24 protein-coding genes and 1 tRNA gene are annotated in these 19189 nt (G+C 54.3%); 20 read left to right on the forward strand and 5 right to left on the reverse strand.

Features of this window, described 5'->3' with window-relative positions; genetic code table 11:
• The first annotated feature begins 2 nt into the window (after positions 1-2).
• The 19 genes from ACP3TC_RS02455 to ACP3TC_RS02545 all read left to right on the forward strand — a co-directional run bounded on the left by ACP3TC_RS02455 (position 3) and on the right by ACP3TC_RS02545 (position 13334).
• Entirely contained in the window at positions 3-380 is a 378-nt protein-coding gene (locus ACP3TC_RS02455) for a DNZ54_00345 family protein (protein ID WP_426817452.1), read from the forward strand.
• Positions 377-805: an Rz-like lysis system protein LysB gene (gene lysB / locus ACP3TC_RS02460; protein WP_426818229.1), complete on the forward strand. Its 429-nt coding sequence runs from the start codon at positions 377-379 to the stop codon at positions 803-805. Before ACP3TC_RS02455 ends, lysB begins: the two co-directional genes overlap by 4 nt.
• On the forward strand, positions 690-938 hold the full coding sequence (lysC, locus tag ACP3TC_RS02465; protein ID WP_223151184.1) for an Rz1-like lysis system protein LysC: 249 nt from the start codon (positions 690-692) through the stop codon (positions 936-938). The genes lysB and lysC overlap by 116 nt, the downstream gene beginning before the upstream one ends.
• A complete protein-coding gene (locus ACP3TC_RS02470) occupies positions 901-1332 on the forward strand; it encodes a phage tail protein (RefSeq protein ID WP_058111945.1) in 432 nt (143 codons plus the stop codon). Before lysC ends, ACP3TC_RS02470 begins: the two co-directional genes overlap by 38 nt.
• A complete protein-coding gene (locus tag ACP3TC_RS02475) occupies positions 1325-1771 on the forward strand; it encodes a phage virion morphogenesis protein (protein ID WP_426817453.1) in 447 nt (148 codons plus the stop codon). Before ACP3TC_RS02470 ends, ACP3TC_RS02475 begins: the two co-directional genes overlap by 8 nt.
• Before the next feature lie 68 nt (positions 1772-1839).
• Positions 1840-2418 carry a phage baseplate assembly protein V gene (locus ACP3TC_RS02480; RefSeq protein ID WP_062933657.1) on the forward strand — a complete coding sequence of 193 codons (579 nt, stop codon included), beginning with the start codon at positions 1840-1842 and terminating at the stop codon, positions 2416-2418.
• On the forward strand, positions 2415-2774 hold the full coding sequence (locus ACP3TC_RS02485) for a GPW/gp25 family protein (RefSeq protein WP_045329999.1): 360 nt from the start codon (positions 2415-2417) through the stop codon (positions 2772-2774). Before ACP3TC_RS02480 ends, ACP3TC_RS02485 begins: the two co-directional genes overlap by 4 nt.
• On the forward strand, positions 2761-3669 hold the full coding sequence (locus ACP3TC_RS02490) for a baseplate assembly protein (protein WP_426817454.1): 909 nt from the start codon (positions 2761-2763) through the stop codon (positions 3667-3669). Before ACP3TC_RS02485 ends, ACP3TC_RS02490 begins: the two co-directional genes overlap by 14 nt.
• The gene (locus tag ACP3TC_RS02495; protein WP_023226481.1) at positions 3662-4267 is read left to right on the forward strand and encodes a phage tail protein I; all 606 of its coding nucleotides are present in this window, start codon (positions 3662-3664) and stop codon (positions 4265-4267) included. Before ACP3TC_RS02490 ends, ACP3TC_RS02495 begins: the two co-directional genes overlap by 8 nt.
• Positions 4264-5799, forward strand: a complete 1536-nt coding sequence (locus ACP3TC_RS02500; protein ID WP_426817455.1) for a phage tail protein — start codon at positions 4264-4266, stop codon at positions 5797-5799. The genes ACP3TC_RS02495 and ACP3TC_RS02500 overlap by 4 nt, the downstream gene beginning before the upstream one ends.
• Positions 5799-6395 (forward strand): tail fiber assembly protein, encoded by a 597-nt coding sequence (locus ACP3TC_RS02505; protein WP_426817456.1) that lies wholly within the window; start codon positions 5799-5801, stop codon positions 6393-6395. Before ACP3TC_RS02500 ends, ACP3TC_RS02505 begins: the two co-directional genes overlap by 1 nt.
• 133 nt (positions 6396-6528) lie before the next feature.
• Positions 6529-7701 (forward strand): phage tail sheath protein, encoded by a 1173-nt coding sequence (locus tag ACP3TC_RS02510; protein ID WP_426817457.1) that lies wholly within the window; start codon positions 6529-6531, stop codon positions 7699-7701.
• Positions 7702-7710: 9 nt separating this feature from the next.
• Positions 7711-8226, forward strand: coding sequence for a phage major tail tube protein (locus ACP3TC_RS02515; protein WP_024552851.1), 516 nt, complete (start codon positions 7711-7713; stop codon positions 8224-8226).
• A gap of 54 nt (positions 8227-8280) precedes the next feature.
• Positions 8281-8583 (forward strand): phage tail assembly protein, encoded by a 303-nt coding sequence (locus ACP3TC_RS02520; RefSeq protein ID WP_032233623.1) that lies wholly within the window; start codon positions 8281-8283, stop codon positions 8581-8583.
• A 14-nt stretch (positions 8584-8597) separates the two neighbouring features.
• A complete protein-coding gene (locus ACP3TC_RS02525) occupies positions 8598-8717 on the forward strand; it encodes a GpE family phage tail protein (RefSeq protein WP_426817458.1) in 120 nt (39 codons plus the stop codon).
• On the forward strand, positions 8710-11487 hold the full coding sequence (locus ACP3TC_RS02530) for a phage tail tape measure protein (protein ID WP_426817459.1): 2778 nt from the start codon (positions 8710-8712) through the stop codon (positions 11485-11487). Before ACP3TC_RS02525 ends, ACP3TC_RS02530 begins: the two co-directional genes overlap by 8 nt.
• The gene (locus ACP3TC_RS02535) at positions 11484-11969 is read left to right on the forward strand and encodes a phage tail protein (RefSeq protein ID WP_025711954.1); all 486 of its coding nucleotides are present in this window, start codon (positions 11484-11486) and stop codon (positions 11967-11969) included. Before ACP3TC_RS02530 ends, ACP3TC_RS02535 begins: the two co-directional genes overlap by 4 nt.
• The gene (locus tag ACP3TC_RS02540) at positions 11966-13066 is read left to right on the forward strand and encodes a phage late control D family protein (RefSeq protein ID WP_426817460.1); all 1101 of its coding nucleotides are present in this window, start codon (positions 11966-11968) and stop codon (positions 13064-13066) included. The genes ACP3TC_RS02535 and ACP3TC_RS02540 overlap by 4 nt, the downstream gene beginning before the upstream one ends.
• Positions 13067-13115: 49 nt before the next feature.
• The gene (locus ACP3TC_RS02545; RefSeq protein WP_053216766.1) at positions 13116-13334 is read left to right on the forward strand and encodes an ogr/Delta-like zinc finger family protein; all 219 of its coding nucleotides are present in this window, start codon (positions 13116-13118) and stop codon (positions 13332-13334) included.
• Between the two features lie 15 nt (positions 13335-13349).
• On the opposite strand, the gene ACP3TC_RS02550 is transcribed toward ACP3TC_RS02545, so the two are convergent.
• Together ACP3TC_RS02550 and ACP3TC_RS02555 are read right to left on the reverse strand one after the other, a co-directional pair.
• On the reverse strand, positions 13350-13724 hold the full coding sequence (locus tag ACP3TC_RS02550) for a hypothetical protein (RefSeq protein WP_426817461.1): 375 nt from the start codon (positions 13722-13724) through the stop codon (positions 13350-13352).
• A 126-nt stretch (positions 13725-13850) separates the two neighbouring features.
• Positions 13851-13926, reverse strand: a tRNA-Ile gene (locus tag ACP3TC_RS02555).
• A 337-nt stretch (positions 13927-14263) separates the two neighbouring features.
• On the opposite strand from ACP3TC_RS02555, the gene mug reads away from it, so the two are divergent.
• A complete protein-coding gene (gene mug, locus ACP3TC_RS02560; RefSeq protein ID WP_313853801.1) occupies positions 14264-14791 on the forward strand; it encodes a G/U mismatch-specific DNA glycosylase in 528 nt (175 codons plus the stop codon).
• Positions 14792-14851: 60 nt separating this feature from the next.
• Here mug and rpoD read toward each other — a convergent pair whose 3' ends face one another.
• From rpoD to rpsU, 3 genes are all read right to left on the reverse strand, one after another.
• The gene (gene rpoD, locus ACP3TC_RS02565; RefSeq protein ID WP_313853800.1) at positions 14852-16693 is read right to left on the reverse strand and encodes an RNA polymerase sigma factor RpoD; all 1842 of its coding nucleotides are present in this window, start codon (positions 16691-16693) and stop codon (positions 14852-14854) included.
• A gap of 222 nt (positions 16694-16915) precedes the next feature.
• A complete protein-coding gene (dnaG, locus tag ACP3TC_RS02570; protein WP_426817462.1) occupies positions 16916-18661 on the reverse strand; it encodes a DNA primase in 1746 nt (581 codons plus the stop codon).
• 138 nt (positions 18662-18799) lie between these two features.
• Positions 18800-19015 carry a 30S ribosomal protein S21 gene (gene rpsU / locus ACP3TC_RS02575; RefSeq protein ID WP_001144069.1) on the reverse strand — a complete coding sequence of 72 codons (216 nt, stop codon included), beginning with the start codon at positions 19013-19015 and terminating at the stop codon, positions 18800-18802.
• Positions 19016-19189 lie beyond the last annotated feature (174 nt).

The raw sequence follows: 19189 nt of genomic DNA on the forward strand, positions 1-19189 counted from the left end.
GAATGAAAAAGAAAGTCATGAGCGTTTTTTTCCAGCTGGCATGGGCTGCGCTGTTGGTTATCAGCCTGCTGTATCCGCGCAGCGGTGCGCCGGTTCTGGTTGGTGCGTCTGTCTGGGTGTCATGCTTCCTCGCCTGGCTGCTTGCTGCGCTGTGCACCGTCGGGTGGTTCGCCGGAGAGAGGGCGCGCGATGAGGTCAGGGCGGCATTGCTGAAATTCAGGGCGCACCCTGTGAAACTCGTGCGTACATGGGTAATCAGGTTGCTTATTGTTCTGTGCCTGGCGTTTTCGGGATGGGTGATCACCCTGGTGTTTTACCTGCTGACGCTGGTTCTGTATCAGATTGCACGCGCGCAGCTTCATGAACCGATGGCGGCCTGATGCGTGCGCTGGCGATAGTGCTGGTGCTGGCACTTGCGGCGCTGGGCTGGCAGTCGTGGCGGCTAAGCAATGCCAGCCACACCATCGAAACGCAGGGTGCGGCGCTTAAAAGCAAAACGCAGGAGCTGTCGAAGAAAAACAGCCAGCTGATCGGCCTGTCCATTCTGACCGAAACCAACAGCCGGGAGCAGACGCGGCTTTATGCGGCAGCGGAGAAGACCACCGCACTGTTGCGAAGCCGTCAGCGCCGGATCGAGGAGCTAAAACGTGAAAACGAGGATTTGCGCCGCTGGGCTGATACTCCTTTGCCTGCTGACATTATCCGGCTGCGGGAGCGTCCGGCCCTCGCCGGAGGTGCAGCTTACCGTGAGTGGCTGTCCCAGAGTGACGCAGTGCCGCCTGGAAAGGTCAGCGCCGCGCAGTAACGGCGATCTGAATGCGGTGCTGGATGAAACCGAGGCCGCCTGGGCGGTCTGTGCTGACAAAGTGGACACGATTATTGCGTGTCAGGAGCGAGACAGTGAACAAACCGCAGTCCTTACGCAGCGCCCTGAATAAAGCGGTTGCCTATGTCCGCGACAACCCGGACAAGCTGCACCTTTTCGTTGATAACGGCTCACTGGTGGCAACCGGTGCCAGCTCCATGTCATGGGAGTACCGCTATACCCTGAACGTGGTGATCGAGGATTTCAGCGGCGACCAGAATCTGCTGATGGCTCCAGTCCTGCTGTGGCTCAGTACCAGCCAGCCGGACGCCATCAATAACCCTGATCTGCGCGAAAAACTGTTCACCTTTGAAGTGGATATTCTGCGCAACGATGTGTGCGATATCAGCCTGAACCTGCAGCTGACGGAGCGCGTGCTGGTCAGCACTGATGGCAGCGTGTCGAGCGTTGAAGCCGTGCCGGAGCCGGACGAACCCGAAGAAATGTGGACGGTGAAACGTGGATGATCTGCAGAGGGTGGATGACTGGCTGACGGCGCTGCTGGCAAATCTGGAGCCTGCCGCACGCAACCGTATGATGCGGCAACTGGCGCAACAGCTGCGCCGGACGCAGCAGCAGAACATCAGGCTGCAGCGTAATCCTGACGGCAGCGGCTATGAGCCGCGCCGGGTGACAGCCCGCAGCAAGAAGGGACGCATCAAGCGTCAGATGTTTGCAAAGCTTCGTACCACAAAATACCTGAAAACCGCCGCTAGTGCGGACTCCGCCAGCGTGCAGTTTGATGGCAAGGTGCAGCGCATTGCCCGTGTTCACCATTACGGCCTGCGCGATCGCGTCAGCCGAAAAGGCCCGGAGGTCCGCTACGCAGAGCGCCGCCTGCTGGGCGTGAATGATGAAGTGGAAACCATCACCCGTGACACCCTGCTGCGCTGGCTGGCGGGGTGATCTTTGTGCCACCGCTGGCACAAGCGCCCGCGCTGCCTCCCTTTTCCCTCTGATGGCAACCTTTCGTTATGAATGCACAACTGACCGAAATTATGCGCCTTATCACCAACCTGATTCGCACCGGCACCGTGACCGAAGTGGACCGGGAAAACTGGCTGTGCCGGGTGAAAGTGGGCGAGCTTGAAACCAACTGGATTAACTGGCTGACGTTGCGTGCCGGTGGTGCCCGTACATGGTGGTGTCCGTCGCCGGATGAGCAGGTGGTGGTGCTGAGCATGGGCGGCAATCTGGAAACCGCTTTTGTGCTGCCTGCCATCTATTCCAATCAGTTTGCGCCGCCGTCAGATTCCGTGGACGGTTGCGTGACGGAGTACCCGGACGGGGGCTGGTTTGAGTATGAACCCGCCACCGGGCGGTGGCATGTCCGGGGTATCAAATCCATGGTGATCGAGGCGGCGGACAATATCACCCTCAAAACCGGTGAGTTTGTGGTGGAGGCTGACACCACGCGCATCAACAGTGAGGTGGTGATCAATGGCGGCGTCACCCAGGGCGGCGGCGCGATGAGTTCCAACGGGATCGTGGTGGATAAACACGGTCACACCGGCGTGAAGTCCGGCGGCGATACGTCAGGAGGCCCGGTATGACGCTGTATATCGGCATGGGCCAGGGCAACGGCAAGGCCATTACTGATACGGATCATCTGCGCCAGTCAGTGCGGGATATTCTGCTGACCCCGCAGGGCAGCCGGATCGCCCGCCGGGAATATGGTTCCCTGCTGTCCGCCCTGATTGACCAGCCGCAGAACCCGGCGCTGCGCCTGCAGGTCATGTCTGCGGTCTATGTGGCGCTGAGTCGCTGGGAACCACGACTTACGCTGGATTCCATCACCATCAGCAGCAATTTTGACGGCTCCATGGTGGTTGAGCTTACCGGGCAGCGCAACAACGGCGCGCCGGTTTCCCTTTCGGTATCAACAGGAGCAGACAATGGCAGTGATTGACCTTTCCCAGCTGCCCGCGCCGCAGATAGTGGACGTGCCGGATTTTGAGACGCTGCTTGCTGAGCGAAAGGCCGCTTTTGTGGCCCTTTATCCTGAGGATGAGCAGGACGCGGCACGGCGCACGCTGGCGCTGGAATCTGAACCCGTCACCAAGCTGCTGCAGGAAAGCACCTACCGCGAAATACTTCTGCGCCAGCGTATTAACGAGGCCGCGCAGGCGGTCATGGTGGCGTATGCCATCGGTGGCGATCTCGATCAGCTGGCAGCCAACTACAACGTGAAGCGCCTGACGGTAACGCCTGCTGACAACGACGCGGTGCCGCCGGTCGCAGCCGTCATGGAAAGCGATGAGGCGCTACGCCTGCGTGTTCCGGCTGCGTTTGAGGGGTTGTCCGTTGCGGGACCGACGGCGGCCTATGAGTTTCACGCCAAAAGCGCAGACGGGCGCGTGGCAGACGCCAGCGCAACCAGCCCGGCACCGGCGGAGGTGGTGCTTACCGTGCTGAGCCGTGAGGGTGACGGTACGGCAGGGGCTGATCTGCTGGCGGTGGTGGAGCAGGCGCTTAACAGCGAGAACGTGCGCCCGGTGGCAGACCGCCTGACGGTGCGCAGCGCCGAAATTATCCCGTACAGCGTGGATGCAACGATTTTTCTTTATCCGGGACCGGAAGCTGAGCCGGTGATGGCGGCGGCAAAAGCCAGCCTGCAGAAGTACATCGCCAGCCAGACGCGGCTGGGTCGTGATATCCGTCGCAGTGCCATTTATGCCGCGCTACATGTTGAGGGTGTTCAGCGTGTGGAGCTTGCCTCCCCGCTTGCAGATGTTGTGCTGGATAAGACGCAGGCGGCGTCCTGTACGGAATGGAGCGTGACCAACGGGGGCACGGATGAATAGCCTGCTGCCGCCCGGTTCATCGCCGCTTGAGCGCCGACTGGCGCAGACCTGCAGCGGCATTTCCGATCTGCAGGTGCCGCTGCGCGATTTGTGGAACCCGGCAACATGTCCGGTCAGCTTTCTGCCGTATCTGGCGTGGGCGTTTTCCGTTGACCGCTGGGACGAAAGCTGGACGGAGAGCGTCAAGCGCCGGGTGGTGCAGGACGCTTTCTATATCCATCAGCACAAGGGGACAACCAGCGCCGTGCGGCGCGTGGTCGAGCCGTTCGGCTTCCTGATCCGCATCATTGAGTGGTGGCAGACCGGCGAGCAACCGGGCACGTTTCGCCTGGACATTGGCGTGCAGGACCAGGGGATTACGGAAGAAACCTATCTGGAGCTGGAGCGCCTGATCGGTGACGCTAAACCCTGCAGCCGCCATCTGATCGGCATGTCCATCAACCTGCAGACCAGCGGCCCCTATTTTGTGGGCGCAGCTACCTATACCGGCGAAGAAATCACGATCTACCCGTATATCAACGAAACCATTATTTCAGGCGGCACCGCTTATGAGGGCGGAGCGGTCCATGTTATTGACACAATGAGAGTGAATCCATGAGCGCAAAATTTTATACCCTGCTGACGGATATCGGCGCGGCGAAACTGGCAAGCGCCGCCGCGCTCGGTGCCCCGTTGAAAATTACCCAGATGGCTGTGGGTGACGGTGGCGGCGTGCTACCAACTCCAAGCGCGCAGCAGACAGCGCTGGTTGCTGAAAAACGCCGCGCTTCCCTCAATATGTTGTACATCGATCCGCAGAACAGCAGTCAGATTATTGCTGAGCAGGTGATCCCCGAAACTGAGGGCGGTTGGTGGATTCGTGAGGTTGGTCTGTTTGATGAAACCGGCGCACTGATTGCTGTGGGCAACTGCCCGGAGAGCTACAAGCCGCAGCTGGCTGAGGGCAGCGGACGCACGCAGACCGTGCGCATGGTGCTGATTACCAGCAGTACCGATAATATCACCCTGAAAATTGACCCTGCAGTGGTGCTGGCAACCCGCAAGTATGTGGATGACAAGGTGCTGGAGCTAAAGGTGTATGTCGATGACCTGATGGCAAAGCATATCGCCGCTAACGATCCCCATACGCAGTATGCGCCAAAAGCCAGCCCGACATTCACCGGCACGCCGAAAGCACCGACGGCGGCGGCAGGTAACAATACTACACAGCTTGCCACCACGGCCTTTGTGCAGGCTGCGTTGATTGCCCTGATTAACGGTGCCCCAGCCACGCTGGACACGCTTAAAGAAATCGCTGCGGCTATTAATAATGACCCCAATTTTAGTTCCACGATTAATAACGCGCTTGCACTGAAAGCGCCGCTTGCAAGCCCGGCTCTGACCGGGACGCCAACAGCGCCCACTGCGGCACAGACGGTTAACAATTCACAGGTTGCCACTACCGCTTTTGTAAAATCAGCTATTGCTGCACTTGTGGATTCTTCGCCAGGTGCGCTGGATACGCTGAATGAGCTGGCTGCCGCTCTGGGTAACGATCCTAACTTCGCTACCACGATGACAAATGCACTGGCGGGGAAGATGGAGATCAGCAAAAACGGTGCGGATATTGCTGACGTTGCCGCATTTTTGAATAACCTCGGCCTGGGGGCGGGTTCGGCCCTGCCGGTTGGAGTGCCAGTCCCATGGCCTCTTGCTATAGCTCCGGCGGGGTGGCTCAAATGCAACGGTGCAGCTTTTACTGCGTCGCAATATCCAAAACTGGCTCAGGCGTATCCTGCTCTGAAATTACCTGATCTGCGTGGTGAGTTTATTCGTGGCTGGGACGATGGTCGTGGCGTGGATACTGGTCGTGGATTACTGTCAGCACAGGGGGGAATGTCATTCGATCACAGGCACTGGTTGCCCACTACAAACGGGACGGGTGGAGATGGCGCGATGACAGCGGTATTTATTGATGGAAATTCAGCAATGGCTTATTACCCGGATGGAACCAACGAATATAACCCGAACCCGTCCACGGGCACATTGTTGCAGACATATACCGCAAAAGCCGCGCTTGGCTCTGCAATGTTTGGCAGTGAAACGAGGCCGCGTAACGTTGCATTTAACTATATTGTGAGGGCCGCATAATGCAGAACGCTGTACTGGAATACGGTTTTGCCACAACAGCAGGTAATGTTGTGGTGTTCAATTACGATAGTGAGACGCGGGAAATTCTGTCTTCAACAACAGAGTATATTCCTGTTGGTGTGGGACTCCCCGCGAATGCGTGTACTGATGCCCCACCTGAGGGAAAAGATGGTTTTGTAGTATGTCGAACGATTGCGGACGATAGCTGGGAATATTTAGCGGATCATCGCGGTGAAACTGTATGGAATACGGAAACCGGCGAGCCTGTTGAAATAACCCTGCCGGGAGGTTATCCAGTGGGGACGACAACAATCGAGCCTGCGACACCTTATGATACATGGGATGGTGAGCAATGGGTGACGGATGAAGCCGCTAAAAGCATTGCCGATGTTGAAAATGCGGAGTTAAAAAAGGGAGAGTTACTCCTTGTCGCAGGGGCATCAATCAACCCTCTACAGGATGCCGTTGAGCTGGGTATGGCAACCGATGAAGAAAAGAGCCGCTATGATGCCTGGCGAAAATACCGCGTATTGCTGACGCGCGTGGATACATCGCTGGCACCGGATATTAACTGGCCCGATCCGCCCGAAGATTAATCCTGTCCCCGCACCTGCGGGGATTTTTTTATCCCTTCCATTGTTCCATTCCCCACACACAGCTCGGCGCGTGCGCCGCACGCATATCAACCAGAACATAGACACACCCCCTGTAAACCGGAGAGACTGCCTTATGGCTCAGGATTACCACCACGGGGTGCGCGTTGTTGAAGTCAACGAGGGCACCCGATCCATTACCACGGTGAGCACCGCCATCGTGGGCATGGTCTGCACCGGCGATGATGCTGATGCGTCCATGTTCCCCCTCAATAAGCCGGTCCTGCTGACTGATGTGCTGACCGCCAGCGGTAAAGCGGGAGAGTCCGGCACGCTGGCCCGTTCGCTGGATGCGATTGCAGACCAGGCTAAACCCGTGACCGTCGTTGTACGTGTGGCGCAGGGCGAAACCGAAGCGGAAACGACCTCCAACATTATCGGCGGCGTGACCGCTGACGGTAAAAAAACGGGCATGAAAGCGCTGCTTTCGGCGCAGTCGCAGCTGGGCGTCAAGCCGCGCATCCTCGGCGTGCCGGGACACGACACGCAGGCGGTTGCTACTGAACTGCTGAGCGTGGCGCAGAGTCTGCGAGGGTTTGCCTACCTGTCCGCCTACGGCTGCAAAATGGTGGAAGAAGCGATTGCCTACCGTGACAATTTCAGCCAGCGCGAGGGGATGCTGATCTGGCCTGACTTCATCAACTTTGACACCGTGCTGAATGCGGATGCGACGGCTTACGCCTCCGCCCGTGCGCTCGGCCTGCGCGCCAAAATTGACGAACAGACCGGCTGGCATAAAACCCTGTCCAACGTGGGCGTGAATGGCGTCACCGGCATTTCCGCTGATGTTTTCTGGGATCTGCAGGACCCGGCAACCGATGCGGGATTGTTGAACCAGAACGACGTCACGACGCTGATCCGCAAAGACGGCTTCCGCTTCTGGGGTTCCCGCTGCCTCAGTGACGATCCGCTGTTTGCCTTTGAGAACTACACCCGCACGGCGCAGGTGCTGGCTGACACCATCGCAGAAGCGCACATGTGGGCGGTGGATGGCGTGCTTAACCCGTCGCTGGCCCGTGACATTATCGAAGGTATCCGCGCCAAGCTGCGCAGCCTGAAAACGCAGGGCTACATTATCGGCGCAGACTGCTGGCTGGATGAATCGGTGAACGATAAAGACTCCCTGAAAGCCGGGAAACTCACTATCGACTACGACTACACGCCGGTGCCGCCGCTTGAAAACCTGATGCTGCGCCAGCGCATCACCGATCAGTACCTGCTGGATTTCTCCAGCCAGGTCAGCGCGTAAGGGGACACCATGGCTTTACCACGCAAGTTAAAACACCTGAACCTGTTCAACGACGGGAACAACTGGCAGGGGATCGTTGAGTCTCTGACCCTGCCGAAATTCACCCGCAAGTTTGAGAAGTATCGCGGCGGCGGTATGCCGGGCGCGGTGGACGTGGACATGGGGCTGGATGACGGCGCACTGGACACGGAATTTTCAATCGGCGGCACCGAACTGCTGTTATTTAAGCAGATGGGCAAGGCCACGGTTGACGGAATCCAGCTGCGTTTCACCGGCTCCATTCAGCGTGACGATACCGGCGAAGTGCAGGCTGTTGAGCTGGTTGTGCGCGGGCGTCATAAAGAAGTGGATTCCGGCGAGTGGAAAACCGGCGAGAGCAGCACAACCAAAGTCAGCAGCACCAACAGCTACGCGAAGCTGACCATTAACGGTGAGGTGCTCTATGAGGTCGATCTGGTCAACATGGTAGAAATCGTTGACGGCGTGGACCTGATGGAAGAACACCGTAATGCCCTCGGCCTCTGATTAACCTTAACGGCGCGGGCAGCCGCGCCAGTATTTCATTAACAGGATACGAACATGAGCGACAAGCTGACTGAAAAGACCGTAAAACTGGATACCCCCATCATGCGCGGTAAAACTGAAATTACCGAAATTGTGCTGCGCAAGCCGCAGTCCGGCGCACTGCGTGGCACCCGTCTGCAGGCCATTATGGATATGGACGTGGGCGCGATGATGACTGTGATCCCGCGAATCTCCACTCCGACGCTGACTGCGCAGGAAATGGCAGAGCTGGACCCCGCCGATCTGACAGCAATGGCTGTAGAGGTGGTGACTTTTTTGTTGCCGAAGTCGGTGCTTGCCGATTTGCCGACAACCTGACGGTTGATGATCTGGTGGCAGATATTGCCACCATCTTTCACTGGTCGCCGTCCATCACTGACGTTATGCCGCTGACTGATGTGCTGGAGTGGCGGCATAAAGCGATTCAGAGAATCGGGGCCAGCGATGAGTGATAATAACCTGCGACTGCAGGTAGTTCTGGGGGCGGTGGATAAGTTAACCCGCCCATTTAAAAATGCACAGGCTGGCTCTAAGGAGCTGGCATCAGCAATTCGACAAACCCGCGATCAGATTAAAAAGCTGAGTGATGCTGGAGGTCAGCTTAAATCTTTCGATCAGCTAACTAAAAGTGTTAGCCGTACTGGTGCCGAACTGGATCAGGCGAGGCTACGCGCTCAAATGATGACGCGCGAAATGTCATCTTTGGAATCCCCGACAAAAAAACAAACGCAGGCGCTTGAAGCTCAGTGGCGTGCTGTTTCACGTCTTGAACAAAAACAGCAACAGGAAACTCGCCAGATGGCGGCAGCCAGGGCTGAGCTTTATCGGCTGGGGTTATCTGCTGGGGGCGGAGCGCGTGAGACGGCACGGATTGCACGAGAAACTGAGCGGTATAACCGACAGTTGGCTGAGCAGGAGCGCAGGCTGCGTGAAGTTGGCGAGCGTCAGCGAAAGCTCAACGCCATCAAAGCCAAGGCTGAAAAGACCCGCGAGTTAAGGAACTCTCTGGCAGGTAATGGTGCAGGGGCGATGGCGGCTGGGGTAACTACTGGCATGACGTTGTTGGCTCCAGTAAAAGCCTATTCAGAATCAGAAAATGCAGCGAATCAGCTCGCCGGTTCTATGATGGGACCGGGCGGAAAGGTAGCGCCTGAATTTGAAAAAATTAACCGGCTTGCAGTTGCTTTGGGCGATAAGCTGCCGGGAACAACAGCCGACTTTCAGAACATGATGACTATGCTACGCCGTCAGGGTATGTCGGCGCAGGTCATCCTGGGCGGCTTGGGAGAGTCAGCAGCTTATCTTGGCGTGCAGTTACAGATGGCTCCCACTGCAGCAGCTGAGTTTGCGGCTAAGTTACAAGATGCTACTCAGACCTCCGAAAAAGACATGATGAATCTGATGGACGTGATCCAGAAAGGATTCTACGCGGGGGTAGATTCAGGAAATATGCTGCAGGGGTTCTCAAAAATCAGCAGCGCGATGGATATTATTCATAAAAAGGGATTGGACGCGGCTAAGACATTTGCTCCTCTATTAGTTATGGCTGATCAGGCTGGTATGGCTGGAGAGTCAGCTGGTAATGCCTACCGAAAAGTATTTCAGTCCGTCATGAATACGGAAAAAGTGAAGGATGCTAATGATGAACTAAAAGGCACTGGCGTTAGGTTCGATTTTACTGATGGAAAGGGGGAGTTTGGCGGGCTGGAGAAAATGTACACGCAATTAGCTCAACTCCAAAAGCTTAATACTGAGAAAAGGTTAGCTACGTTAAAAGGTATTTTTGGGGATGATGCGGAAACGCTGCAGGTGCTAAATATTATGATTACCAAAGGCATCTCAGGGTATCGTGAAACGGCTTCAAAGCTACAAAATCAGGCTTCTCTGCGCGAGCGTGTTGATGCCTCCTTGAATACTCTTGGTAATAAATGGGAAGCCGCTACAGGTTCCTTTACCAATGCTATGGCTAGTATCGGTGAAACAGTTGCCCCTGCATTAAAGAAGCTGGCTGACTGGTTGGGTGAACTGGCTTCGCGTCTGGATGGTTTTGTTAAACGACACCCACAATTGACCTCTGTGCTGTTTAAGCTGGCAGCTGGCTTTGCCATTGTTGCCACCGCAGCTGGGGTTGTTTCACTGGCGCTGGCGTCCGTGTTAGGGCCGATGGCAGTAGTGCGAATGAGCGCAGGGGTGATGGGGCTAAAATTTTCATCTGCATTTGGTCTTATTGGGAAAGCAATAAGTTCTGTTGGCAAGTCAGTTATATGGCTGGGCCGATTGATGTTTGCAAACCCTATACTGGCTGTCATAGGGCTGATCGCTGCTGGTGCTATTTATATCTGGCAGAATTGGGACACTCTTGGGCCAAAGTTCAAGGCCATGTGGGATGCCGTATGTAATGCCACAGGTACGGCATGGGATTGGATTAAAGAAAAGGCCAGTGCCGCATGGGAGGGGATTAAGTCACTGTTCTTTAATTATACCTTGCCGGGATTAATAGCTAAAAATTGGGATGCAATAAAATCTGGCGTTTCTGACGCGTGGGCCAATATCAGACAATCTATTAGTGAAAAATGGAATTCGATCCTGGCTGATGTTGCCGCGCTTCCTGCGAAGTTTCAGGACATGGGCAGCGCCATTATTGACAGCATTCTCGATGGAGTTAATGCCAAATGGGAGACACTCAAAAGCAAGCTTTCCTCAGTCACCGATTATCTGCCTGACTGGATGACCGGAAATAATAAAACACAAGGTAAAGCACAGGTGCAGGTGGTTGGTGGAGCAGCAGCTGCTGCCGTTCCGTTTGCCGGGATGTATGACAGTGGTGGGATTATTCCGCGCGGTCAGTTTGGTATTGTTGGGGAGAACGGCCCTGAAATTGTGAACGGCCCCGCAAATGTGACCAGCAGGCGGCGCACTGCCGCGCTGGCTTCCGTCGTTGCAGGTGTCATGGGCGTAGCGGCAGCACCTGCAGAGGCTGCTCCACTACATCCTTACAGCCTGCCTACTGTGGCATATAAACAAAGCCAGCCTGCGAAATCTGCCAGTGCGCCGCCAGTGATGCACTTTGAAACTCACGCACCGATCACTATCTATGCTCAGCCAGGGCAGAGTGCGCAAGATATTGCCCGTGAAGTTGCCCGACAGCTTGACGAACGCGAGCGCAAGACCAGGGCTAAAGCGCGCAGTAATTTCAGTGATCAAGGGGGATATGAATCATGATGATGGTGCTGGGGTTATATGTCTTTATGCTGCGTACAGTGCCATATCAGGAGCTGCAGTATCAGCGAAGCTGGCGACACGCCGCCAACAGTCGGGTGAACCGACGACCATCAACGCAGTTTATTGGCCCGGATAATGACTCGCTGACGTTATCTGGCGTACTGCTGCCGGAGGTCACCGGGGGCAGGCTGTCATTACTCGCGCTGGAGCAAATGGCAGAGCTGGGCAAAGCATGGCCCCTGATTGAGGGAAGCGGGACCATTTACGGCATGTTTGTAATCGAGAGCCTGAGTCAGACAAAAACGGAATTTTTTGAAAGCGGAATGCCTCGCCGTATTGAGTTTACACTGACCCTGAAAAGGGTTGATGAATCGCTGTCTGATATGTTCGGCAGTCTCAGCGATCAGCTCAGTAACCTGCAGGACTCAGCAACGTCTGCGATAGGTAATATTAAAAATACGGTTGGAGGGTTGCTGCAGTGAATTTTAGCTCTGATCTTTTTGACCTGAACAGCAAAAGCCCGGCTTTCAGTATCACCATTGAAGGTAAGGACGTGACCACCGCGCTGGATGCGCGCCTGACGAGTTTGACGCTGACCGATAACCGGGGTTTTGAGGCTGACCAGCTTGATCTGGAGCTGGACGACGCCGACGGGCAGATTGTTCTGCCGCGACGTGGTGCTGTTATTCAGCTGGCGCTGGGGTGGAAAGGCCAGCCGCTTTTCCCTAAAGGGGCGTTTACTGTCGATGAGATTGAGCACAGCGGTGCTCCTGATCGTCTGACTATCCGTGCCCGTAGCGCTGATTTCCGTGAAACCCTCAATACTCGGCGCGAAAAGTCATGGCACCAGACAACCGTTGGCGATGTGGTAAAGGAAATTGCAGCACGGCATAACCTAAAAATGGCGCTGGGTAAAGACCTGACGGACAAGGCGCTGGATCACATGGACCAGACCAATGAAAGCGATGCCAGTTTCCTGATGAAGCTGGCACGACAGTATGGGGCGATTGCTTCCGTTAAGGATGGAAACCTGTTGTTTATCCGGCAGGGGCAGGGAAAAACGGCGAGCGGTAAGCCGCTGCCGGTTATCACCATAACCCGCCAGGCCGGTGACGGTCATCGTTTTACCCTGGCTGATCGTGGTGCCTATACCGGCGTTATTGCCAGCTGGCTGCATACCCGCGAACCCAAGAAAAAAGAAACAACCAGAGTTAAGCGCCGTCGGAAGAAAACCACCCAATCCAAAGAGCCGGAAGCAAAACAGGGTGATTATCTGGTGGGAACGGATGAAAACGTTCTGGTTCTTAACCGCACTTACGCAAATCGCAGCAATGCTGAGCGTGCGGCAAAAATGCAGTGGGAGCGTCTGCAGCGTGGTGTTGCGTCATTCTCCCTGCAGCTCGCAGAGGGCCGGGCAGATCTCTACACCGAAATGCCAGTAAAGATGAGCGGCTTTAAGCAGCCTATCGACGATGCCGAATGGACCATTACAACGTTGACGCACACGGTCAGCCCGGATAATGGTTTTACTACCAGTCTGGAGCTTGAGGTTAAAATTGATGATTTAGAACTCGAATAGTAGTAAATTCACTAAAGTGAATTAAAAAACGTCAAATGAGGTTCTGATTATGATGAATTGCCCTAAATGTGGACACGCAGCGCATACAAGAAGCAGCTTTAGGGTATCGGACCAGACAAAAGAACGTTATTGCCAGTGCCAAAATATTAACTGTGGTGCTACTTTTGTTACTCATGAAACTGTTGTGAGATACATTACTACTCCCAATCTAATTGATCATGCCCCACCACACCCATCGACGGGAGGGCAGGGCCATATGAACTTTTAAAACCACTGATTAGGTTTACATTTTTTCGATTAAGCTGGTTCTGTATTCTTCTGCTTGCTTGAAGTCCATGGAACCAGTTTTTTTACACTCAATCCCACCGCCATTTATTTTGTAACCCTGATCGGACGTGACATTCCATAGAGTGATTTTTTTTATTGTCTCTGGATTCCACTTGTTCATAAAGTAGTCATCACATATAGCGCTGAACATGGATTTTGCAGCGTCTATCATTAGTACTTGCTTGTTGTATCTGACGGTCAGCTCACCATCTTCCAGTACATGAGTCCTGATATCATAACCAGCTATCAGATTGTCGATAGAGTTGGGTATTTTGTCCGCGAATGCGCTCTGAGAAGTGATTAGTAACAGAGCTAATAAAGGTTTTTTCATGAGAGATCGCCCTTTAAAAGTAAAAGTATGTGAAAAACCACCGCCATTTCATCGCCACTAAAAAATTAACCAACAAAAAAGCCACTCGCTAGAGTGGCTTAATCATATGATTTTAAAGCTAAAATTTGGTGGCCCCTGCTGGACTTGAACCAGCGACCAAGCGATTATGAGTCGCCTGCTCTAACCACTGAGCTAAGGGGCCTGCGGGGCAGGATTATAATGTAACTCTGGTGCGCAATCCAGCGATAAGCGTCCGGTTGCCCTTTTTTTAAGCAAACCTCATGCAGCGCAAACCATCTGAATCTCAAGGAATTAATGATGGCCCGCTACCAATGCATCCAGAATGAGTCGTCGCCGCGTTGTATCAGGTGAGCAGCGGTTTGAATATGGCGTCCATAATAATTAATATCCACAGTGACTTCGGTGCCCATTTCTCCTTGCGCGATAAGCGGGTAGCCGGGGCCTTCAGCAGAGTTTTAGCGGCAAGGCGGTTGAGGCCAGCGTGCGCCTGCATGTGCTGTCACTTTCACAGGAAAATTATGAGCGATAATACTGAACAGCCGATTACCGATATTCTCGCACCGGGCCTGCGCGTGGTGTTCTGTGGGATCAATCCGGGTAAGTCGTCGGCGCACACCGGCTTTCACTTTGCCCATCCCGGTAATCGTTTCTGGAAGACTATCTGGCAAGCGGGATTTACCGCGCAGTTGCTGAAACCAGAACAGGAGCAGCGGCTGCTGGAGACCGGCTGTGGTATCACTATGCTGGTGGAGCGCCCAACCGTGCAGGCTAATGAGCTGTCGGCGCTGGAATTGCGTGATGGCGGTAAAGCGCTGATTGAGAAGATTCAACATTATCAGCCGAGGGCGCTGGCGGTATTAGGTAAAGAGGCGTTTAAGCGCGCTTTTCGTCAGAGCAAAGTGGAGTGGGGCAGGCAGGCGATTACCATTGGTGATAGCGAAGTCTGGGTGTTGCCAAATCCCAGCGGGCTGAATCGCGCTTCGCAGGAGCAGATGGTCGCCAGTTATCAAGAGCTGGACAGCGCGCTGGCGTTGCGCGGGCTGTAATTCTTCAGGCAATAAAAAACCCCGGCAGACCGGGGTTTTTTCACTGCAAGCCCGGCGAAATTAATCGTCGAGGAAGCTGCGCAGTACTTCAGAGCGGCTTGGGTGACGCAGCTTACGCAGCGCCTTCGCTTCGATCTGACGAATACGCTCACGCGTTACGTCAAACTGCTTGCCGACTTCTTCCAGCGTGTGGTCGGTGTTCATATCGATACCGAAACGCATACGCAGTACTTTCGCTTCACGCGCGGTCAGACCAGCCAGAACATCATGCGTCGCAGAACGCAGGCTTTCTGACGTGGCAGAGTCCAGCGGCAGCTCCAGCGTGGTGTCTTCGATAAAATCGCCCAGATGTGAATCTTCATCATCACCAATCGGCGTCTCCATGGAGATCGGCTCTTTAGCGATTTTCAGCACTTTGCGGATTTTATCTTCTGGCATCAGCATGCGCTCAGCCAGCTCTTCCGGCGACGGCTCGCGGCCCATCTCTTGCAGCATCTGGCGCGAAATACGGTTGAGTTTGTTAATGGTCTCAATCATATGCACCGGAATACGGATGGTACGCGCCTGGTCGGCGATAGAACGGGTGATAGCCTGACGAATCCACCAGGTGGCATAAGTCGAGAACTTATAACCACGACGATATTCAAACTTATCTACCGCCTTCATCAGGCCGATGTTACCTTCCTGAATCAGGTCAAGGAACTGCAGACCACGGTTGGTGTATTTCTTGGCAATCGAAATAACCAGACGTAAGTTTGCTTCCACCATCTCTTTCTTCGCACGACGCGCTTTCGCCTCGCCGATTGACATGCGACGGTTGATATCTTTTACCTGCTCGATGGTCAGGCCGGTTTCTTCTTCGATCTGTGCCAGTTTCTGTAAGCTACGCTGTACGTCATCAGAGACGTCATTCAGCTTTTCAGACCACGGCTTGTTCATTGCCAGTGCTGCTTTAAACCAGGTCTCGCTGGTTTCGTTGCCGGTGAACAGGGTAATAAAGTTCTTTTTCGGCATTTTGCACAGTTCAACACACAGCTTCATGATCAGGCGTTCCTGAGTACGAACGCGGTCCATCATGGTACGCATGCTGTTGACGAGGAAATCAAACTGCTTCGGTACCAGGCGGAACTGTTTGAACACGTCAGACAGGTTCTGAATCTCAGCCGCGGCTTTCGCATGGCTGCGGCCGTTAGCCTTGATTACGGTACGCGTAACTTCGTACTGGGTACGCAGCTCAGTAAATTTCTCGCGCGCCAGTTCCGGGTCGATGCTGTTGTCGTCGTCGGAACTGTCATCGTCATCGTCTTCTTCTTCGTCGTCATTATCACGCTCTTCCTCAGAGAGTTCAGAGCCGACGTGCGTTGCCGTTGGTGCAATATCTTCTTCGGCGTTAGGATCGACAAAACCAGTGATCAGGTCAGACAGGCGAGCTTCACCCGCTTCAACACGGTCGTACTGCTCAAGCAAGTAGGTAATCGCTTCCGGATATTCAGCAACAGAGCACTGCACCTGGTTGATACCGTCTTCGATACGCTTGGCGATGTCGATTTCGCCTTCACGCGTCAGCAGCTCTACGGTACCCATTTCACGCATGTACATGCGAACCGGGTCGGTGGTGCGCCCAATTTCAGATTCTACGCTGGATAACACCTGAGCAGCGGCTTCAGCAGCGTCTTCGTCGGTATCGGAACTGTTTTCGTTCAGCATCAGATCGTCGGCATCAGGCGCTTCTTCTACAACCTGAATGCCCATGTCGTTGATCATCTGAATGATGTCTTCGATCTGATCGGAGTCGACGATATCTTCCGGCAGATGGTCATTGACCTCGGCATAGGTCAGATAGCCCTGCTCCTTACCACGGGTGACAAGTAGCTTAAGCTGTGACTGCGGGTTTTGCTCCATAAGACGGTATCCACACTTCTGTTAATTAGATTGGTGTCGGTCGGCCATGCAGCCAACAATAACAGTTGAAGGCTTTTAGATTATTGCCGCTGCCCTCGTGGCGGCTGTCGGGTCCGGCCCGAACGATATTCGGCACTTAAGCCGCTGAGTCTTGCGTCGGGCTGTCTTGCTTGCCCAAATTCAATGTTCGTTGCGTCCGGCCGTGGCCGAATGCAAAATCTGTTACTTACGCGCCAGCGCCTGGTTAAGTGACCACAGTTCGCGGCGTTCTTCGGCATTCAGACCCTGGGTCCGATCGCGCGCAATCAATTCTTCCTGACGCTGTTCCAGCGCTGAGTCGTACATGCTGGCCAGTGAATCCTTAAACATGGTTTCTACTTCGTCATCTACTACCATGTGGTTCCATGTTGCCAGCGTTTCAAGGTGCTGGCTAAAATTTGTTCCACGATATAACTCTAGTAGCTGTCCGGTGGTCAGGCCAGGATGAGCTGTGCAAGTATTCACTAACTCTACAAACAGCGGCAATCCTGCCATTTTTGACTGCCCCAGACCTTGCAGAGACGGCACCATCGCGGACAGTTGTGGATTCTGCACCAGCAATCCAATCAGTATACGCATGGTTGTGCGTTTTAGCTGAGGTGCCAGCGTTGGCGTGGCATTTTCCGCTTTCTTCGGTAACAGCTTTTCCAACTGGCTGTCATCGAGAATACCTAAGTACTTTCCCAGCTCCTGACGCAGATAGATACGCAGCGTTTCACCGGGTATCTGGCTAATCAGCGGCAGTGCCAGAGTACTGAGCCGCGCACGTCCGTCACGTGAGGACAGATCCACCTGCGGCATCAGCGAGTCAAATAAGAAGCTGGAGAGCGGCATTGCCTGCTCCATCCGTGCTTCAAACGCCTCTTTGCCTTCTTTACGCACCAGCGTATCCGGGTCTTCCCCGTCCGGCAGGAACATAAAGCGTAGCTGACGACCGTCGGTCATGTAAGGCAATGCTGTTTCTAATGCACGCCATGCGGCTTCACGACCTGCACGATCGCCGTCATAACAACAGATTACGTTTTCCGTCGAGCGGAAAAGAAGTTGAATATGGTCGGCGGTTGTTGAGGTGCCAAGCGAGGCGACGGCATAATCAATGCCAAACTGCGCCAGCGCCACCACATCCATATAACCCTCCACAACCAGCAAACGTGCAGGCTCTGGATGGTTCTTCTGAGCTTCATACAGGCCATACAGCTGGCGGCCCTTATGAAAAATATCGGTTTCCGGTGAGTTCAGGTATTTCGGCATACCATCGCCTAATACGCGGCCACCAAAACCAATAACTCGCCCGCGCTTATCGTGAATAGGAAACATCACGCGTTCACGGAAGCGGTCATAGCTGCGACCTTTGTCGTTGGTCACCAGCATTCCGGCATCAATCAGCGACTGACGATTTTCCTCGTCGCGACCAAAGCGTTTTAATACGTTGTCCCAGCCTGGCGGCGCAAAACCAATCGCGAAGTGTTTGATTACTTCGTCGCTCAGCCCACGTTTTGCCAGATAGTCGCGCGCAGGCGCGGCAGGGCCTTGTGGTAGTGCTTGTTGATAAAAGCTGCTCAAGCCTTCCATTAACTGATACAGGCTTTGACGCTGATGACGTTCCAGCTGACTCGGCCCACTCCCCGCCTCATACGGCACTTCAAGTCCGTACAGCGTGGCCAGCTCTTCAATGCTTTCGACAAACTCCAGGCGATCATAGTTCATCAAAAAGTCAATTGCGTTGCCGTGGGCACCACAGCCGAAGCAGTGATAGAACTGCTTTTCACCATTCACGGTAAACGAAGGGGTTTTCTCGTTATGAAAAGGACAGCACGCATGATAGTTCTTACCCTGCTTTTTCAGCTTCACACGTGCATCGATCAGATCCACGATGTCTGTGCGAGCTAACAGGTCATTGATAAATACGCGTGGGATTCGTCCAGCCATAAGCCCCGATTGTTCTGCCTATAAAAATGGTTCAGCTCATAAACGAGAACAAGCCGCGCATTCCTTTCGGAAAGCACGGCCTCTTATAATGACTCTGTCTGCGTGTAATACGCGATGGAGGCGGACCTCCAGAAGAAATTAGTACAGACGAGTGCGGCGTGCGTTTTCGCGAGCCAGTTTCTTCGCGTGGCGTTTTACTGCAGAAGCTTTAGCGCGCTTACGTTCGGTCGTTGGTTTTTCATAAAACTCACGACGACGGACTTCAGCCAGAACGCCTGCTTTCTCACAAGAACGCTTGAAGCGACGCAGTGCTACGTCGAAAGGCTCGTTTTCACGTACTTTAATTACCGGCATGTAACTCTCACCTCGATAAATTCGGTTTTGCGGCTGGCGTCAGTGCCAGCTCATTTCAAAATGGTGCGGAATTTTACTCCAACATACGCTGCGTTGTAAAGCACCATGAGCTAATGAAACCAACAGAAGCGCCTGTGCGGCTGCCGGTTTTTTTCAGGGGGCTGATTATACAAC

The sequence above is a fragment of the Winslowiella sp. 2C04 genome, from assembly GCF_050037805.1.
Classification (GTDB): Bacteria; Pseudomonadota; Gammaproteobacteria; order Enterobacterales; family Enterobacteriaceae; genus Erwinia; species Erwinia toletana_A.

Bases quoted from the DNA above. Each gene is read 5' to 3' on its own strand.
- dnaG (WP_426817462.1), bottom strand. From the start codon at position 18,661: ATGGCTGGACGAATCCCACGCGTATTTATCAATGACCTGTTAGCTCGC.
- ACP3TC_RS02490 (WP_426817454.1), top strand. From the start codon at position 2,761: ATGGCAGTGATTGACCTTTCCCAGCTGCCCGCGCCGCAGATAGTGGAC.
- rpsU (WP_001144069.1), bottom strand. From the start codon at position 19,015: ATGCCGGTAATTAAAGTACGTGAAAACGAGCCTTTCGACGTAGCACTG.
- ACP3TC_RS02530 (WP_426817459.1), top strand. From the start codon at position 8,710: ATGAGTGATAATAACCTGCGACTGCAGGTAGTTCTGGGGGCGGTGGAT.
- ACP3TC_RS02480 (WP_062933657.1), top strand. From the start codon at position 1,840: ATGAATGCACAACTGACCGAAATTATGCGCCTTATCACCAACCTGATT.
- ACP3TC_RS02500 (WP_426817455.1), top strand. From the start codon at position 4,264: ATGAGCGCAAAATTTTATACCCTGCTGACGGATATCGGCGCGGCGAAA.
- ACP3TC_RS02550 (WP_426817461.1), bottom strand. From the start codon at position 13,724: ATGAAAAAACCTTTATTAGCTCTGTTACTAATCACTTCTCAGAGCGCA.
- ACP3TC_RS02520 (WP_032233623.1), top strand. From the start codon at position 8,281: ATGAGCGACAAGCTGACTGAAAAGACCGTAAAACTGGATACCCCCATC.
- ACP3TC_RS02535 (WP_025711954.1), top strand. From the start codon at position 11,484: ATGATGATGGTGCTGGGGTTATATGTCTTTATGCTGCGTACAGTGCCA.
- ACP3TC_RS02510 (WP_426817457.1), top strand. From the start codon at position 6,529: ATGGCTCAGGATTACCACCACGGGGTGCGCGTTGTTGAAGTCAACGAG.
- ACP3TC_RS02515 (WP_024552851.1), top strand. From the start codon at position 7,711: ATGGCTTTACCACGCAAGTTAAAACACCTGAACCTGTTCAACGACGGG.
- ACP3TC_RS02495 (WP_023226481.1), top strand. From the start codon at position 3,662: ATGAATAGCCTGCTGCCGCCCGGTTCATCGCCGCTTGAGCGCCGACTG.
- ACP3TC_RS02545 (WP_053216766.1), top strand. From the start codon at position 13,116: ATGATGAATTGCCCTAAATGTGGACACGCAGCGCATACAAGAAGCAGC.
- ACP3TC_RS02485 (WP_045329999.1), top strand. From the start codon at position 2,415: ATGACGCTGTATATCGGCATGGGCCAGGGCAACGGCAAGGCCATTACT.
- rpoD (WP_313853800.1), bottom strand. From the start codon at position 16,693: ATGGAGCAAAACCCGCAGTCACAGCTTAAGCTACTTGTCACCCGTGGT.
- ACP3TC_RS02455 (WP_426817452.1), top strand. From the start codon at position 3: ATGAAAAAGAAAGTCATGAGCGTTTTTTTCCAGCTGGCATGGGCTGCG.
- ACP3TC_RS02505 (WP_426817456.1), top strand. From the start codon at position 5,799: ATGCAGAACGCTGTACTGGAATACGGTTTTGCCACAACAGCAGGTAAT.
- mug (WP_313853801.1), top strand. From the start codon at position 14,264: ATGAGCGATAATACTGAACAGCCGATTACCGATATTCTCGCACCGGGC.